The organism is Marinobacterium litorale DSM 23545 (assembly GCF_000428985.1).
GTDB classification, from domain to species: domain Bacteria; phylum Pseudomonadota; class Gammaproteobacteria; order Pseudomonadales; family Balneatricaceae; genus Marinobacterium_D; species Marinobacterium_D litorale.
Window position 1 is genome coordinate 205,206 of record NZ_AUAZ01000004.1, and the last position, 15,951, is coordinate 221,156.

The 15,951-nt window shown below is 54.3% G+C and carries 16 protein-coding genes; 4 read left to right on the forward strand and 12 right to left on the reverse strand.

The annotated features are described in order from the left end of the window. Positions 1-35: 35 nt before the first annotated feature. Together G403_RS0105450 and G403_RS25625 are read right to left on the reverse strand one after the other, a co-directional pair. Positions 36-1,511, reverse strand: a complete 1,476-nt coding sequence (locus tag G403_RS0105450; RefSeq protein WP_027853099.1) for an ATP-dependent DNA helicase — start codon at positions 1,509-1,511, stop codon at positions 36-38. 275 nt (positions 1,512-1,786) lie between these two features. Then, positions 1,787-2,158 carry a helix-turn-helix domain-containing protein gene (locus G403_RS25625; protein ID WP_036232646.1) on the reverse strand — a complete coding sequence of 124 codons (372 nt, stop codon included), beginning with the start codon at positions 2,156-2,158 and terminating at the stop codon, positions 1,787-1,789. A gap of 133 nt (positions 2,159-2,291) precedes the next feature. On the opposite strand from G403_RS25625, the gene G403_RS0105460 reads away from it, so the two are divergent. Further along, complete coding sequence (locus G403_RS0105460) at positions 2,292-2,534, forward strand: GAT domain-containing protein (protein WP_027853100.1); 243 nt, start codon at positions 2,292-2,294, stop codon at positions 2,532-2,534. 16 nt (positions 2,535-2,550) lie between these two features. On the opposite strand, the gene G403_RS0105465 is transcribed toward G403_RS0105460, so the two are convergent. The 3 genes from G403_RS0105465 to G403_RS0105475 form a co-directional block, all read right to left on the reverse strand. Then, positions 2,551-3,213 carry an inovirus Gp2 family protein gene (locus G403_RS0105465; protein WP_036232648.1) on the reverse strand — a complete coding sequence of 221 codons (663 nt, stop codon included), beginning with the start codon at positions 3,211-3,213 and terminating at the stop codon, positions 2,551-2,553. A gap of 328 nt (positions 3,214-3,541) precedes the next feature. Then, complete coding sequence (locus G403_RS0105470; protein ID WP_027853102.1) at positions 3,542-3,742, reverse strand: helix-turn-helix transcriptional regulator; 201 nt, start codon at positions 3,740-3,742, stop codon at positions 3,542-3,544. A 54-nt stretch (positions 3,743-3,796) separates the two neighbouring features. Next, the gene (locus G403_RS0105475) at positions 3,797-5,134 is read right to left on the reverse strand and encodes a hypothetical protein (protein WP_156899645.1); all 1,338 of its coding nucleotides are present in this window, start codon (positions 5,132-5,134) and stop codon (positions 3,797-3,799) included. Between the two features lie 351 nt (positions 5,135-5,485). Here G403_RS0105475 and G403_RS0105480 point away from each other — a divergent pair, with 351 nt between their 5' ends. Together G403_RS0105480 and G403_RS22300 are read left to right on the forward strand one after the other, a co-directional pair. Beyond that, positions 5,486-6,205, forward strand: a complete 720-nt coding sequence (locus tag G403_RS0105480) for a hypothetical protein (RefSeq protein WP_027853104.1) — start codon at positions 5,486-5,488, stop codon at positions 6,203-6,205. 44 nt (positions 6,206-6,249) lie between these two features. Next, positions 6,250-6,801, forward strand: coding sequence for a transposase (locus G403_RS22300; RefSeq protein WP_084403944.1), 552 nt, complete (start codon positions 6,250-6,252; stop codon positions 6,799-6,801). 444 nt (positions 6,802-7,245) lie between these two features. On the opposite strand, the gene G403_RS24860 is transcribed toward G403_RS22300, so the two are convergent. From G403_RS24860 to G403_RS24370, 3 genes are all read right to left on the reverse strand, one after another. After that, entirely contained in the window at positions 7,246-7,572 is a 327-nt protein-coding gene (locus G403_RS24860; RefSeq protein ID WP_084403945.1) for a type II toxin-antitoxin system RelE/ParE family toxin, read from the reverse strand. Beyond that, positions 7,569-7,793: a type II toxin-antitoxin system ParD family antitoxin gene (locus tag G403_RS0105500; RefSeq protein WP_211232649.1), complete on the reverse strand. Its 225-nt coding sequence runs from the start codon at positions 7,791-7,793 to the stop codon at positions 7,569-7,571. The genes G403_RS24860 and G403_RS0105500 overlap by 4 nt, the downstream gene beginning before the upstream one ends. A gap of 132 nt (positions 7,794-7,925) precedes the next feature. Then, positions 7,926-9,734: a DUF4214 domain-containing protein gene (locus G403_RS24370; protein WP_051298578.1), complete on the reverse strand. Its 1,809-nt coding sequence runs from the start codon at positions 9,732-9,734 to the stop codon at positions 7,926-7,928. Positions 9,735-9,901: 167 nt separating this feature from the next. On the opposite strand from G403_RS24370, the gene G403_RS0105510 reads away from it, so the two are divergent. Beyond that, positions 9,902-11,089, forward strand: coding sequence for a M24 family metallopeptidase (locus tag G403_RS0105510; RefSeq protein WP_027853107.1), 1,188 nt, complete (start codon positions 9,902-9,904; stop codon positions 11,087-11,089). Positions 11,090-11,115: 26 nt separating this feature from the next. Here G403_RS0105510 and G403_RS0105515 read toward each other — a convergent pair whose 3' ends face one another. From G403_RS0105515 to G403_RS0105530, 4 genes are all read right to left on the reverse strand, one after another. Then, on the reverse strand, positions 11,116-11,355 hold the full coding sequence (locus tag G403_RS0105515; RefSeq protein WP_027853108.1) for a hypothetical protein: 240 nt from the start codon (positions 11,353-11,355) through the stop codon (positions 11,116-11,118). A 65-nt stretch (positions 11,356-11,420) separates the two neighbouring features. Further along, complete coding sequence (locus G403_RS24375; RefSeq protein WP_051298581.1) at positions 11,421-12,410, reverse strand: GGDEF domain-containing protein; 990 nt, start codon at positions 12,408-12,410, stop codon at positions 11,421-11,423. A 70-nt stretch (positions 12,411-12,480) separates the two neighbouring features. Then, on the reverse strand, positions 12,481-14,457 hold the full coding sequence (locus G403_RS0105525; RefSeq protein ID WP_036232651.1) for a hypothetical protein: 1,977 nt from the start codon (positions 14,455-14,457) through the stop codon (positions 12,481-12,483). Positions 14,458-14,485: 28 nt separating this feature from the next. Then, positions 14,486-15,712 (reverse strand): ATP-grasp domain-containing protein, encoded by a 1,227-nt coding sequence (locus G403_RS0105530; RefSeq protein ID WP_027853110.1) that lies wholly within the window; start codon positions 15,710-15,712, stop codon positions 14,486-14,488. Positions 15,713-15,951 lie beyond the last annotated feature (239 nt).

Consider the following 15,951-nt stretch of genomic DNA (forward strand, 5'->3'; position numbering starts at 1 on the left):
TTTTCACTCGAGCACTACCCTCTCTTTTTTTCTTGTCAGCTCGCGTAAGCCGCGTGCGGCGGGTTCACTAAAATGACCCGCTCCGATGCTCTGGTGATCGCTGTGTAGATCCACCGGTCGAGCTGTTCTGGCGGAAACATCTCTCCGCCCGACAAATCGATGATCACCTGCCCCCACTCGCCACCCTGTGCTTTGTGACAGGTCATCGCGTAGCCGTATTTGACGACCAGGGCATTCAGATAAGGGTCCTCAGCCTGGGCTTCCAGATAAGCCTGACTGCCCGATGTGGCCTTGGGATGTCGCTGCATAAACAGCTGCTGCAAGGCCCACTCTTCCCGCTCACCGAGCTGAGCGGTCGGCGTATCCAACAGGTTTTCGAGGATCAGGCACTCTCGCTCATCCTGAACCCGCCCCTGGTGTATCAACCCCACGCTCGCCTGGCGAAAGCGTAGCTCTATGCTTTCCTTGCCGTAGGGGATATGAAAGACCTCCGGCTGATCACACAGATAGTGCACACTGAGCAGATCCCCATTCTGCAAGCCACTCAACCGGTTGTTGCGCATCACCAACAGCCGATCCCCGGGGTACATCGGACCGTCCCATTGCTGGTAGAGCGTGGCACGCACCGCTTCATTATATTCCTGCACCCGTCGGTTCGTCCGAGCAACCGCCACCGCAGACTGTTCCCCTACGACGCTTTGAGCAATGAGATCCACCGCCTGATGAAAACTCGCGGCCTGAATATCACGGTAGTTAACCTGCAACGGATAGACGTTGGGAACACCGTCCACTATCTGATTACGCAGGGCCGTGGCGATTTCGAGCAATGCGCTATCGCCTTTCTGGCGGACCACCTGCGTGAGGTCGTAACACTGGACCTGTAGACCAAACACCTGATTCAGGTAGTCCGGTGCCATGGCCGGGGAGTAGGCATCACCAACCGGGGGAAGTTGGGCGGGATCACCGATGATGATCAACTTGACTGGACGCCCAGCCGGTCGGGTCGCATCCTGTTCTCGCACGTAGCGGATCAGGTCTGACAGCACCCGACCACTCCCGAAAGCGAGCCCTTGCTGACGCATGGGTTTGTCTCCCACCATGGAGGCTTCATCAATAATCAGCAGATCCACCTCGGGATCATTTTGACGCGCCGGGAAATAACGGTCGATTAGCGGTTCGCCATCATCGACCGCGTGATCCGCACAGCGCATATTCCCGAGATAGTAGAGAAATTTGTGCAGGGTCTGGGTCGGGATCTGATAGCCGCTGGACTGACTAAAACCTGCATTAACCTTGTCCTGCATAATCCTCGACGCACGCCCTGTCGGTGAGAGCATCGTGATCGCAAATTGTTGCTGCAACGCCATCTCCAGAATGTAAGGCACTATCGTCGTTTTGCCGGTCCCGGCACCGCCGCGAAGGACGAAGGCATCACAGTACGGATCCTGCAAAAACTGCTGGATCGCGTTGAGGGCATTCTGTTGGTCAGTATTAGGGGTAAAGCGGATCATTGTATTGAACTCCTGTGCACACACGGACGCACGCCAGCACGGATAAAGGCCTGGCGCTGCAGGGTGTGCGAATGAAAGGGTGTTGTGACTCAGATGAGTCGGTTTAATGGGAAAGGCACGCTCCGCCGTAGTGACTGCACGGGGAAGCAGAGCCCGGGTAGGGCTCTGGATTGGTCAAACACGAAGCATTGGGCTGTGCAGCGTCTAGAGGTTATGCGTGCAGCTTTCCTTCAAACGATGGGACTGCGATGTAAGGATTTACATATCGCGGGTGGTTAGCCGGATAAGGCGCGATCGATCATCTGGCGTAGCAGCGTGCGGGCGGCGCCACTGGGACGGCGTCGACGTTGCTCCCAATCCTGCAGGGTTCGCGGACTGATCCCCATGTGGCGGGCAAAATCGGCCTGGGTCATCTGCTGGGCACGGCGCACTTTGATGGCATCACGCATCAGTTCATCCACGGGATCCCGGTACGGCAACTCCGTTTCCGCGCGGCCCTTTTCCCGGGAATTTGCAGGCAGTGCCGGATACTCGGTGTCACTCTGCCTGCTGTAGGCCACCTCCATCCCTTTCCACTCCTGAAAGCTGGCAGCGGGTATATCGTTCTGTTGAGCAAACTGATCGGCGATCTCTTGTAGTAATGGCATGGTTTGTCTCCCTTCTTGGTCTGCACACGGCAGGGCCGCGCATACCATAGGGCTGCAATGACAGAGATGTTGTCGCTCAAGTCAGGAATCTCCCGGCCGATACACAGTCCATCGCGACCAAGGAGGGCGTTCGATGACTCACACCCACGCGCAAGCTATCGCACTAAGAACCGAGGACGATCTGCAGTCAGAGCTTCACTCAGACTGTCCATTGCTGATTCGCACATTAATGGAGCAACTGAAGGTCTCCGAGCCAATCGCCCGTCGTATCGCAGAACAGGAGCGCCCGACGGAAGATACGCTCAAGCGACTACTGACGTTGTACGATGCCAGTGATACGCCTTACATACCGCCCTCGTTCGACCTCCCATTCTAATCACATCGCCAAGGCTCTAGCGGGTCGATGCCCCGAAGCAGTGGTGTCGGTTCCCAAAGGTTTTGCTCCTGGCTTTACACAGGTAGCTGATCCGGTAAAACAGATCACATTCACCCCGGTAGTCCTCACGTGCATTCAGGCAGTATTCGGCATTCTCAGGCACATGGACCAGCCCGAGCGACTCCCCCTCCGGTAAACTTAATGCAGAGGCCCAGGCCTGACGGATCAGCGTAAGCAGGTTATCCGCCTCAGGCGCATAGCTACCCAACCTGAAATAGGCATCTCGGTTGAACAATAAAACCAGGTGATAGTGAGGGGCCTTAGAGCCGCTCTGTTCTCGAGCCCAGATCATCCGTACCCGGCAGGGATGCACCGTTTTACCCAGGCTATCGCGCCGTGCTGACCTCGCCTGTATCCGGGCATCCAGGGCTTTTTTGAAACGCTCCATCACATGGTTATCGTTTTGTCTTCCTCGCGCGCCTTCAGCTGGATAGCGCAGATCGATGCGCGCCGCAAAGATGCGTTTGTACTCCTTTTTCGTGCGTTCCAGAGTTCGGTACGCTCTGTCCAAGTATTCCTCCAGGCAGGGTTGGGAGGTATTCGCCTGTATCGGCATCCCTCGGTATTCAGGGGTGGTGTAGATCCGTAGATTGGGGTTAGCAGGTAGGCGTTGATTCATGGGGCTCTCCATTATCAAAGCCTCAAGTGCAGTCTGTCGCCCAGGCACACAGATACGCATCCACCTTGAGTACCAGTCGCCTCGTTGAAGGCGTTGATAGTCATGGGTATGGATGAATGTCTATGGTATGAGTGGGATAGGTAGGGTTTATCTTGTAGTGATTTAGATACTACTACTACCGAAAACCAGTGACCGGGAATCACTGCACCGGATTAATCAAAAGCCCGACGCGGGCTGCTATTTTCCGGCAGACTGTCACTCGAGGAAAGTATTACGTTGGGATAGGCATAAAACCATCCGGCGTACCGGTGGCCACGATAGGGGTAGGTCAGGCGTTGCGATCCAGCGCAAGGTCTCGCTGTTCGATGCGCTCCAGAATCCATTGTTCGAGTTCATGCTCGATCCAGGCGACCGAGTTACCTCCCAGGTTGATTGGTGGGGGAAACTGATCTTCGGAGATCAGACGGTAGATGGTGGAGCGGGACAGTCCGGTCATACGTTGGACTTCTGGTCGGCGAAGCAATCTCATGGTTCATCTCCTTAGAGCTTATTGACTCATGAGATGGAGATGAGATGTGCAAAATTACGTAGCTACCACTCGATCCTCATCCTGTAAATTTTCGACCCACTCAGTTTCGAGCTCCCCCCTTAGCCCTCTAACTACTTGCAGAGTACATCCCTGACACTCAATCTTTCGCTTGCAAAGCACCCAAACTTCCCCCTGGGGCTTACGTGTTAAAGTCAAATCTGTGTAGGGCCTTATAAGTAACTGAAAATATGATAATTCACATAATTCTCCGACTTCTTGTTGGAGGGCCTGTAGCACACATATGTGCAGCCACGCCTGATTAGCAGCTTCGTACAAAATTTCTTCCCGAGCATGCCCCCTCCATCTTTCAGGGGAGCTCTCAAGACCAGGCGATTGGACCTTTTCAGTCAGGTTATCGAGAATTGAGTCGGCATGAGCAAATTTTTCGCCATTTCGCAAAAACATCAGAAATGATGCCAAAGACTTTGGCCACTCCTCACTATGCGTTGCAGCTATACCATTGAGTAGCGCTGACGCCAGAATATCCACTTGGGCCCAAAAAAACGCCCAGACGGACCGATTTCCGATACGAGACAGATATTTCCCAAACACATTTCCTCGACGGAGATGAGTACCAAATGCGATATCGCCGAGCCGCCTAGCTGCCATCATCTGTTCTGTTCCTCCGACGCGTCGAAAATGGTCATCGTCAACAATGTGCGTCGTCCACCGTACTTTGAAAAGCTCGTACTGGACGGAGGAAAATTCCACGTGTAACAGATTGACCAGATAAATGGATGTTTGGTGCTTAATGACCGTAGCTTCATTGAACCCACGCGCCACAATTGAGATGAAGCCCAATCTTTCAAGTCGCCTCAACTGGTTCCGTACCCGAAGCTTATCCAGACCCATTAACCGCTCTATCTGAGACATCGCCAGATCCGTGATGAGACCAAATTGATCGGCGTACTCCAACAACATCGCTAGCAGCCAACGATCACGACGCCGCAACCCCGAGACACGCTTTTCCTTACCTGGGTTGGTACCCTGCGCCGGGATGAGTATCTGCCGTTGGTATTCATACAGTACTGGATTGCGCGCCGTTATCGCTTCTCGGCCCAAGAGCTCGAGCAAGCCTCCAATTTCGATTCTTCCCTGCCGCCGACCTGCCCCCTCATATTCATAAACACGTCGAATTAGCCCTGACTCTTGTAGCTGGCCTAGGGCCGAACCCACAACTTCCGATCGCGTTTCGCACAGCCGACTCAACTCCCGTACCGACCGGTAAATGGAATGCGGCGGCTTGCCAAGCCCTGGGAGAGCGAGAAACCGATAACAAAAATAGCGTTCTTCAGAGCTGAGACCCGCTAGACACGACCAGACACTATCCATGCCCGCACTGCTGCCGCAAGCGGCGCCAGCCTCGCTGAGATAGCAAAAAACATCCAATAATCGACGGGGGATTTCACTGGCTTGAGACTCGGGCATAGATAGATCGCATCGAATTGAGAGGCGGTAAGCAGCTTCCAGGATTATGCTCAGATCTGGTTAACATTAGCACATGCCAACCGGCTAGTTCACGCCGAAAACATCGGATATCACATTATTAGATACGTACCATTTGTGAAACATTTCATTTAACGTTACTTTTAACGTTAACAGCACTGCAACATTTTTCGCATATTTAATCATGAAAATTTATACTATTTTTAACGTCCGAGTAATAGCTTGAGAGGGTCCAACGTGGGAGAAATACTTCTGGGGAAATTTAAAACCTGGTGCCAACCGTCCGAGACAACAAAAGCTAACTGGGCTATCGACTATCTGAAGCGACACCCTCTATCTCAAGCACGCGGCCCCGCCGTCGAGTTGGTGCCACATTCAGCAACCTCAGAACCTGCCAGGAGCGAATACGATCATGTTTTAAAATTAATTGATAATGCAGATGATTCTCGATACGAGAACCATGAACGTTTAGGCCGCTTAAAGTCGGGGTGGAGAAACGCCAACTTCAGAAACAAGAAGAACCTTAAACCCACATCATTTCTGTTAGATATCGACACTCATCGAGCCCTAGCAACCCTTGCGAACGCGCGAAACACAACGAAGACTGACGTTGTACGCCAGCTTATTGAGGACGCTGAAGAATTCCGAGCTCAGACTAGAGCGCATCTGAAAAATGAACTGGAGGATGCTTACTCCCAGCGAAGCAAGCAATTAAGAAGGAAGATAGACAGCGATTTGAGCATCGATCCCCCTGCGAAACGAAAAGAGCAAGAGTTACAAGATCAACTCAGTAAGGCAGTCACAGCAGCGAGCGGCTTGTATAGCCTACTTATGGAGAACGCTACAGCTCCGGAACCGCATGATGCCGAAAAGTTAAGCGAGATGATCACAAATGTACTCGAACCACTGCCAAAAGCGTTGGAAAAAAAAATCACAATCATAAAGGGTAGTGCTTAGAAACTTTCGTCACTTCAGCAGCATACCATAAGCGGTGATGACACCTGGCTGATAATTTCGACTTCGACAAAGCACTTGAAACGCTCCGCTCCGGCAAAGACCTGACCGGCAAGGATGGCGTTCTGCCACGTTCGTTGATCAAACAGCCGACGGAAGTGGTGCTGAGTGCAGAGTTTGATCAGCATTTTACCGGCGATACACAACCCAACCGCCGTCGCAAGACCATCAAGGCCGCCACCGGCAGCTTTGAAGTGGATATACCACGTGATCGAGCGGGGACGCTTGAGCCCGAACTCGTGAAGAAGGACCAGACAAAACTCACTGACCAGATCGACTGCAAGATACTTTCAATGTTTGCCCTCGGCATGAGCTACCGGGATATCCGTGCTCATGTTGAGGATATGTACGGCCTAGAGGTTTCGGAAGCCGTTATCAGCGGTGTTACTGACCAACTGATCCCTGAGCAGCAGCGGCCGCTGGAAGCGATCTACCCCATCGTCTGGCTGAACAGCGCCACTAGAAGATTCGGCAAGGCTGCGTCACATTGGCAAAGCTGTATACGCGCGGCCAGGATCAATATCGAACGCCACCAATAACTGCCGAGGCTCAGCCCAGCGCAAGCCCAAGAGATCAGCTACTGGACGTCAACTGTGCGGTTTTTCCAAGTAAAATCAGGAGGTTACCTAACCCGCATCCAAAGGGGGTACAAAAAGGGGTACATTCCAACTAAAAAAAGCATTAAATCCTTAAATATCAAATCTTTATAGATTCTTTTCGGTAGACGCCACCTCCACCAAATATCTTTTAGGCGATTATTTTCGTTTAAAAACAGTGGCTTATATTTTGTAAGCGCAGGCTAATTTACCACCCAGAGTTACCTCACATAGCAGCGCTCGGTAAAAGACTACTCAACTCTCGATTCCGAGAGAAACTCAAGTCGTGGGCTCTCTTGCATCCTTAGACAGAGCTTCGGCTACACCTTCAGATTACAATTATCAAACGTCCTCACTCGGCTTCAGATAGGAAGGGGTTCTACCCCGTTACTCTTCATACTTCCGCACCCAATGAGGGAGATCGCGATGATCATGAAGTACGCGGATAACATCGATATGTTTGGGTTGCTCCATGTAAAATACGAGATGGGGATACCGCTTCAAAGGCCAGCTTTTCAAACCGGGCCAGTTGAGCTCATGGGCATAAAATGTTGAGCCAGACCTGGGATGACGACCGATGTGATTGAGCCCTTTCTCAAGCGCATCGACAAAGCCCATCGCGATCTCTTCTCTGGCTTCAGAAAGGTAATATTCGATGGCGAGATCTACGTCGTTGGATGCCTTCTCGCGTAAATGAGCTGGTTTGACCTTCACTTGCGCTGGCGAATACGGTCGCGCAGACCATCAAAGTAGTTTTGATCAGCCTCAGCCACTACCGGCGACTCCCCCCCCTCGCGCAGCAAACTGCGGAGCTGGGCTCGATCCTGATCCCTTCGAATCAGTTCACGCACATATTCGCTGCTCGAGCCAAAGCCACGCTGGCTGACCTGGTCATCAACGAAGCCTTTAAGGGAGTCTGGCAGGGATATATTCATCGTACTCATAGCGTTCAGAATAGACTCAATGGCAAAAATTGGCAAGATTTACGCTACAGCCCCGTAGCTTACCACCCACAAAGCGTAGATGGGGAAATCTGCCGCACGGCCTAAACCATGCGGCTCTCAGGCTCAAACCGCACTGTAGCTGCCATAGAGGTAATCAACCGCGCCCAGCATCGTCAGTTCCACGTATTCATTGGACTGTGTCATATCGACGAGTACGTCCACTTGGGTGCGCTTTCCGGACTCCAGCTCATCCAACCACCACTGGTAGCCTTCGCCATCTGGCGCTCGCCCAAAGACCCCTTCATACATATGGGTCAGGAACACCTCATTGTTAATGGTGTTGCCATCCAGAGCATCCACATATCCCAGAAACTCTTCAGACCAGAGGAACCCGGCGGCCATGCTTTTCAGGTCTTCTCGGCCCGACTCGATCTCATTCAGCCACCAGGTGTAGCCACCATCATCGGGTTGGCGCTGAAGGGCACCAAAGTAGGTGCGATAGAGCTGGGCTTCCGATGCCGAGATCGTGCTGCTGTTGGGCAGACCTATCTCGGCATCCCAATGAAAGGCGTCGTCGTCGATAATCTGCAGCGTTGAAACCGCAGAGTCGATTGCAACACGTTCGCCATTGAAGCTGAGGTTTTCGACGTTTTCCAGAACGTCACGCCCTTCATCGAGATCTTTGCTATCCAGATCGATGGTAACGTACTGGGCACTGTTCTCCGGGTTTACGAAAACAACGTAGTTGGATGTAGCGCTTTCATAGGTAACCGTGTCGTTACCGTTACCGGTGTCGATACGATCGTCGCCCGCTCCGGCTGCGATGCTGTCGTCGAAGCTGCCATCATTCTCAACGCTGATCCAGTTGCTCTCGGCGCTATCCGCGGCCAGCCAGTCACTCAGGACAGCGTCAACGCTTACACTTTCTTCATAGGCCAACGACTGCTCTGTTTCGAAGATACCGGAGAAGAAGGTGATCTGGTCCACCCACCCCTTGAGGTCAGACAGGCTATCCGGGTTGTTTTTCTCGAAGGTGCCATCCAACCTTACAGTCTGATTTTGACCGGATATGGATTCAATAAAGTAAACGGCATTCTCGGTGAACTGAGTCAGGACGCCCTCAAGCTTATCCGCACCCGATTCGGCTGTCAGAATCAATGCTTTATCAGCGGCGTAGGTGTAGCTTGCCCCGGCAAAGGTCGCGGCCTGCTCAGTGGAGATGGACTGCAAGCCCAGTTCACCACCGACAGGGTTCTCGGGCATTTGCGCGCCAACGCCCGTAAGACCGGCGCCGCTCAGGGTGAAGTCATCGGCCCGGGTTATATCAACGGTGTACCCAAGATCCTCCAGCGCGCCGATGGTCAGTACGCTCAGTGGCATGGGCGGCGAATTTTCTGCATAGCCGGTCATCAGCTCGGTATCAAAGATACTCTCTTCCCAATGGGAGTAAGCTGTACCTGAGCCACCATCGTTCTCCAGCGGTATATATGACTGGGTCTGGCCGGTCAGTGACTCGTAGTACGCCAAGGCTGACTCACCGGTATATTGTGTGCCGCTGCTCAGCCCCCGGCTGGAGAAGAACCAGCTCGAAAAACCGAGTACATGGCCCATCTCATGCAGAATCACATCCTCCAACGTTCCCTGGGACTGCATGTAGGCCATATCGGCAGAGTCAAACTGCATGATGCCGTGGATCGGAAGCAGCGTTCCGTCAGTGCGCAAATAGTCAGCACCCGCTCGGCCAAGGATGCCTGACTCGCCATCGATGGCGACGACCGACGCATTAATCAACAGATCATCCACGGGGCCGAAAGGAGTGCTCGCCACATCCAGCAGGTCGCCGGTAATGACCTCTTCCCAACGCGCAGCGGCCTGTTCAAATATCGGGAGGTAGGCCGTATCACCGGCAAAGTCGACCACTACAGGGATCACAGCTCGGTTTAAGTGTAGCGGCTAATCTCCCACTGCTACGCCTGTTTGCCGTGATACAGATCACATTGCCGGTTTAAAAGCCGAGCCCTTTCATCATGGGCGTTAAGTTCCTACGCTACCACAACGTCTACACTGGGAGGAATCTATCCGCAACGGGGGCTTTGCTCATGGATCACAAGGACTACTACAGGACACTGGCTGCCGCACATCGGGGCAGTGAACTGCCTTTTCCCAAGGAAGAGTTTGACGCTCGCCTGAGACAGGCTCGCAAGGAGATGCAGCAGCAGGGGTTGGACGCACTGCTGCTCACCTCTCCCGCCGATATTTTCTATTTGTGCGGCTATCACACGTTCGAAGTATCGGTACATGCGGCGTTGGTGGTCACCGATAACCATACCCTGTTGCAGGTCGCGTCCATTGAAACGGGGCCCGCCGTTGTGACCGCTCAGGTCGATGAAGTGGTCGGTTATCGATGGGAACAGCTCGATGAAGTGCTAACCCCGCTGTCAGACTCGTTGTCGAACTGCCGGGCGATCGCCTTCGACGGTTCTTCCCCCGGCCTGCGCTATGGCATTATCCACCCGCTTCAGTTGCGCCTTGGCAGTGAGCATTTTCACGATTCAGCCTTCGATTTAATGGCGGGGCTTCGACTGGTCAAGAGCGCCAGGGAGTTAGACTGCCTTGCACAGAGTGCCAGGATATCGGCACTGGGCTTAGAGGCCGCTATTGATGCTATAGAACCCGGTATTACCGACAGTGAAATCGCTGCCGAGGGTGCCAAAGCGATGCATGCGGCCGGCAGCGAATTTTTCAGTCTCGCGCCCATCGTCACAGCCGGGCCACGCAGCGGTATCATCCATGTCAATCACAAGCGTAATCCAGTTCGTAAAGGCGAATCAGTCTTTCTGGAGTTCGGGGCGGTCTGGCAACGCTATACGGCGCCGATCATGCGTACGGTGTCGCTGGGCCCACCGGAACGTGAGATTCAGAGTGCTGCAGAGCTCTGCAATCAGCTGGAACGCATACTATGCGAGGCGATGAAACCCGGTGTTCGCTTCGAAGAGGCCGCCGCACAGGCTCAGCAAGCGTTCGACAGCCGGGGAGCGGATCTATTCCACTCGGGGGTCTTCGGATATTCGGTAGGCGCGCAGTTCCCACCCAGCTGGGTGGAAGGCACCGGCTTCATTGCCAAAGGGCAAACGCGGGAGCTGGCCGAGAACATGGTCTTTCATCTACCACTGTGCCTGCGTCTGCCCGGCCGTTGGGGCGTCGGTTTGAGCAACACCGTCAAGGTCACCCGCTCCGGCGCTATTCCCATCACTGATCATGACGGGCGCTTGGTCGTGCGTGGATGACGCACGGCCTGAGCGGTCAGCGATTATCAGTCCAACTGTTTCTTGGTGACACTCTCTCTGGAGCGGGAGAACCAGCCGGCTCCGGCACACACCAGCGCCAGAAGTGCGGAGCCACCAGAGATCATCTGCATCACCTCGCGGTCGTGACGAAGCTGCTCAGCCATCTCGGGAGCCGCTTTAATGTCAGCTTCACCCGGCATTTTGGAAAAGCTCCAGAGTGTCAGCATGAGAAAACACAGCGCCATTGCGTAGGCAAACTCTTTCATAAGAACCTCTTTTAACGGCGGGCAATAAAAGTGTCGGTGATCTTTAAGGGGTCAAATACGGGCGCTCAGAAGAGCTCCACTTCATCATGAACAACCGGACCAAATTCCGACTCACTCAGATACTCTACACGATTGCGGCCATTGGATTTCGCCTTGTAGAGCGCTTGATCCGCCACTTCAATCAACGCGTGAGCGGGTTTGTTGTGATCAACCTGCGTAAAACCGATACTGACAGTCGCATCCCCGGAGGGGAACTGATACCCCTCGACGGCGGCCCGGAACCGCTCAAGCGCCTTATCGACACCGGCTTTGTCGGTTTGATTGATAATAACGAGAAACTCCTCACCCCCATAACGAAATAAGAAGTCCGAGTAACGAAAGGACTTTTCCATCAGGTTGGCAAAGTGGATCAGGACTTCATCACCGTAAAGGTGGCCGAAGTTATCATTAATCGACTTGAAGTGATCAATGTCGAGCAGGGCTATCCAGGATTGGCTGCTTGAATCAATATCATCCCGTTGGCGATAAAACTCCAGCACCTGATCCAGAATCAGGTCCAATGTCTGCCGGTTATGCATATGGGTGAGCGGGTCGCGCTCTTTGGTATCGAGCAGGCGCACCAACTGCTCGTAAACCCTGGCCAGTCCACGGAAAACCGCCAACTCATAACCCTCGGGCTGGCCGGATATGAGCAGCAGACGCTTGGGCGTCATATCCTGACTCAGGTAGATGGCGCTGTAGGGGTGCCCTTCATGCACGAAGGTCTTCATGCCATGGGGGTTATCGCGAATAATCCGCTCAACGACAGCGGCTTTCTCGTCGACATAATCGGCATCCAGGCTTAGCGGGAAACGCCGGACCAGAAAGTCTCGGTTGTTCTGCACCTGGTCATTCTGTTTACCGGTATCTCCGAGGACTTCATAGGAGCGAACTTCACTGACAGCCTCCAGCATGAGTAGCTGAGAGATCATCTTCTGCGTCAGATCAAAGTAGGTACGTGCCTGAAGCAGCCCGGCTGCCAGCTCAAAGCCTCGTTCGAGATCGGTAAAAGTCATGCCTCACCCTGTTGATAGTCAGGGATATTCTACCCCATCTCGACTGAATGGTCGCACTGAAAACAGGGGATTAACGATCAGCGGCCCAGCTTTCCAGCGCCATCCGGCGGGTTGCCTCCAGCTCTTCCGTGGGTACGACTGCTTCTGTACGCACCATCGGTCCCCCGGGATCATCATGAAACACGTAGAGCCGTGAGAGCAGCTGCGGAAACGGAAGAGAGGCCTCTCCGAAGCGCTCGCCATGCCCCTGGGTGGAAACAATCACACCGTTACCCCAGTTCTGACCGCTGTCGTTGTTGGGATTAAAGAAGTAAACCCGCATCACACCCTCCTGATCGAGGGCAATCCGGATCAGGGTAATGGCGTGCCAACCCACAAAACGGGCGCCGCTGTCGGTGATCGCAACACCGGCGGGCTGGGGGTGAATCAACGGCTGATTACCGTTATAAAGCGGGTGATAGCTGGCGTAGAACTGGCCGATGAACGTCTCATAATCCTTGACTTTACCGGTGGCCACATCGACCGCAATCTTGAATTCCCGACCAACCCACCAACCATGAAACTCGGGATTGATCCAGCGATGGGGATCCTCTCCCCGCTCGGCGCAGAGCCGTCCCATCTCTTTGTAGATCAGGTCCAGTGCCGGTACCAGAATCAGCGACACCGGATCGGTATCCAGTGGCGGCAGCTCCAGCCCCGTCATCAGCTCGATTGAATTGAGGGTTTGACCTTCGAAATGCATCTGGATGCTGTCAAAGCGCGCCGCCTGCGCGATCAGGTGCAGCAGATAATCCGGATCATTGTAAGACCACATGGAGATCGCCCGCACCGACTGACAGGTGGGGTTATTGCCCTGCCCCACACCCAGCGGCTGACCCAGTAACGAGATAACACCGGCCAGCAGATGGACCCGGGCCGGCAGCTGATCACCAAAAACCTGGCCAATTATACCTTCCGTCCGCTCTGACAGCTGCAACCCGATCTGCCGCCACAGCCCGGGCGCAATCGGTTGGGAGTAGAGGATGCCGCGCTCAAGCAACAGTGCGAGCCCATAAACGCACTGTGCGGTTTGGGGATGAATCGCGTCCAGAATCAGCCGATGCACCAGATCCTGAAAACTCCTCAGGGCATCCAGCCCGGTGCTGCTGAGCCCCAGTGCATCCGGGATCAGCTGGGTATGTCCCTGGGTAATCAGCCAGCGCAGGTAGATCACATGATAATCGGACACCAGTCCCACATCATGCATGGCACGGGCGAAGCCGTAGGCTTCCTGCTGCAGGCCCTGATGATCCATGGTTTCAAGACGCGCCACGTACGCATCGATACCCGGGTCGTCCAGACAGCCCTGTGTGGGCCCGAACAACGCGCTGATCAGGCGCTCGGCGCCGAGACGGTTTTCGCCGCTATCGGAGATCCCCTGATTCAGGGCGATTGCGATCTGGGTCACCATCGCCTTAACGTGGGCTACCTGAATCGGCCGCTGGGCCAGAATGCGCCAGATCTCATCGACCAGATTACCCAGTATCTGGTCAAAACCGATCTGTTCAAGAATAAAGCGAAAGTGCTCGCCAACCGCCTCGCCCAACGCGCCCAGCCGCACCCGCAGCGCTTCATCTCCGCCGCCGATCAGCTGGTTCAGGTTCAGCGCCAGCACCTGGGTTAAAAAGTGGCGCGCCTGCTCAGCCGTTGTACCCTGGTGATGGTGCGCATCATTCACCACGGCCAACAGACGGAGCTGAGACAGGCAATCGAGCACAATGGTGGTTTTATCACCCACCTCCAGGGTATGGCGCACCAGGTTGGGCAACAGCATCGATGGATGATCCCAGTCAGTCCCCAGGAACAGCCCCGCGTCGTCCATTTTCGGAGCCAGCTGGTACAGACGCTCAATACCACCGGGCTTCGACATCATCCGCGCGGCCAACTCCAGTAACGGCCCCTGATGGGTCGCCTTAGCGAAGGGGCGCGACTGCGCCAGCCGGGTTAGCGCGTGTTCCAGTTTTTCGTCGAGCAGTCGAAACTGCTCGTCATGCGGGGCGGAATCCATAGTCACCGTTCGCGTGCCTTTTCTGTCCTCAGAGGTAATAATCCAGCTCTTCCTGTGCCTTGAGCAGATCCCTCATCTTATAGGGATCGTCGCCAAAGAAGTAGACCAGCCCCCAGTGCGTACCGAATGCACTGCGCTTGGGCACCTTGTTCTGCAGCGGTGATTGCAGTTCATGGAACTCGAAATAGGGATGGTTTTCGGTCGCTTCCGGTATTTTCAACTCGCTGATAACGCGTCGACGAGGATACACCCCGAAACAGCCGGCATGGCCTTTGGCACCGACAACCTCCTCGGGGAAGAATCCCTCGATCTCCTCATCCGTGGTCTTGGGATCGAACATCATCACCATCGCCTGATAGGCGTTGAAGCCGTAAGCGCGCTCAATCAGCTCAAAGGCATTGAAGCCGGGCGGTCGGTAGGCAACCTCACCGAAGTACATCTTGCCGTCGCTGGTTACGAAGTACTCGGGGTGGATAAAGCCGAAATCGATATCGAAGGTTTCGATCAGTTTCTCAATCTCCTCAACCACGCGCGGACGCCATTTCTCCAGATCAGGAGTAGCCGGCACGAATACCGAGTAACCGAGGGTTACATATTCAGAGATATTCAGAAAATGGATCTTACGATCCTTGATGAAGGCTTCGACCGCAAACTCCCAGCCATCAAGATGGCTCTCCATCAGCGCCGGAAACTCCTCGTCGGGAATGTTATCCACATCGTCCGGAGTGCGAATCATCCGATGCCCAAGGCAGCCGGCTTTATCGAAGGCTTTCAGATGGATCGGGTCGTTGGGATCGCCATCGAGCTTGAGCAATGCCTGGTTAACGCGACGCAGAAAGTGGATCACATCCCCCTTATCATGCGCCTCCTCAAAAATGCCGACACGAATACCGCCAAGCTGGGCACGACGCTTCATCAACGCCTTGTCGCGGAACAGCAATGACTGACCCATCAGACGCGGGTTTTTCATCAGTACCGAGTTAATGGCACCGGCCCACTCGACCGTTTCCTCAAAGAGAGGGATAGCCACATCGACCCCCTCCTCTTCCAGACGGTGGGCTATCTCCATGGAGCGCTCGTTAAGACGTTCGAAGTTCCAGCTGATGAAGGGAATTCCATGTTCCCTGGCGTAGTCCTCCGCCCAGTCCGGAGCCACGATGATGTACCGCCGGTCGAAGTTATCAATCGCGTTGATCGCATTGAGGCTCCAGCCGAGGATTGCGACGTAGCCTTTATTCGGGTCTTTGTCGGTCATCTTGTGCTCCTGTTTTGTCTAGGGTTGAGTCCTTCAGTCTAGCAAAGGGGCTTTTTACCCTAACAAAGCGATGGGTGAGGGTGCCAGCGAAGGACCATCTTCGACAGATCCGTCTTCCCCCTCTACGCTCATACCAAGAGCGACTGTAGTGGTCAACTAATCCCGGACACGGTTTTAAGTTTTTCTTCCGCCGCCAGTGGACTGATGCCGCCATTGGCACGATGTGGCCGCTGGCGGTT

Coding starts and splice junctions, on each gene's coding strand:
- G403_RS25625 (WP_036232646.1), bottom strand. CDS start 2,158: ATGCCATTACTACAAGAGATCGCCGATCAGTTTGCTCAACAGAACGAT.
- G403_RS0105510 (WP_027853107.1), top strand. CDS start 9,902: ATGGATCACAAGGACTACTACAGGACACTGGCTGCCGCACATCGGGGC.
- G403_RS0105515 (WP_027853108.1), bottom strand. CDS start 11,355: ATGAAAGAGTTTGCCTACGCAATGGCGCTGTGTTTTCTCATGCTGACA.
- G403_RS0105525 (WP_036232651.1), bottom strand. CDS start 14,457: ATGGATTCCGCCCCGCATGACGAGCAGTTTCGACTGCTCGACGAAAAA.
- G403_RS0105475 (WP_156899645.1), bottom strand. CDS start 5,134: ATGGATAGTGTCTGGTCGTGTCTAGCGGGTCTCAGCTCTGAAGAACGC.
- G403_RS0105470 (WP_027853102.1), bottom strand. CDS start 3,742: ATGAGATTGCTTCGCCGACCAGAAGTCCAACGTATGACCGGACTGTCC.
- G403_RS0105460 (WP_027853100.1), top strand. CDS start 2,292: ATGACTCACACCCACGCGCAAGCTATCGCACTAAGAACCGAGGACGAT.
- G403_RS0105530 (WP_027853110.1), bottom strand. CDS start 15,712: ATGACCGACAAAGACCCGAATAAAGGCTACGTCGCAATCCTCGGCTGG.
- G403_RS0105465 (WP_036232648.1), bottom strand. CDS start 3,213: ATGAATCAACGCCTACCTGCTAACCCCAATCTACGGATCTACACCACC.
- G403_RS0105450 (WP_027853099.1), bottom strand. CDS start 1,511: ATGATCCGCTTTACCCCTAATACTGACCAACAGAATGCCCTCAACGCG.
- G403_RS24375 (WP_051298581.1), bottom strand. CDS start 12,410: ATGACTTTTACCGATCTCGAACGAGGCTTTGAGCTGGCAGCCGGGCTG.
- G403_RS0105500 (WP_211232649.1), bottom strand. CDS start 7,793: ATGAATATATCCCTGCCAGACTCCCTTAAAGGCTTCGTTGATGACCAG.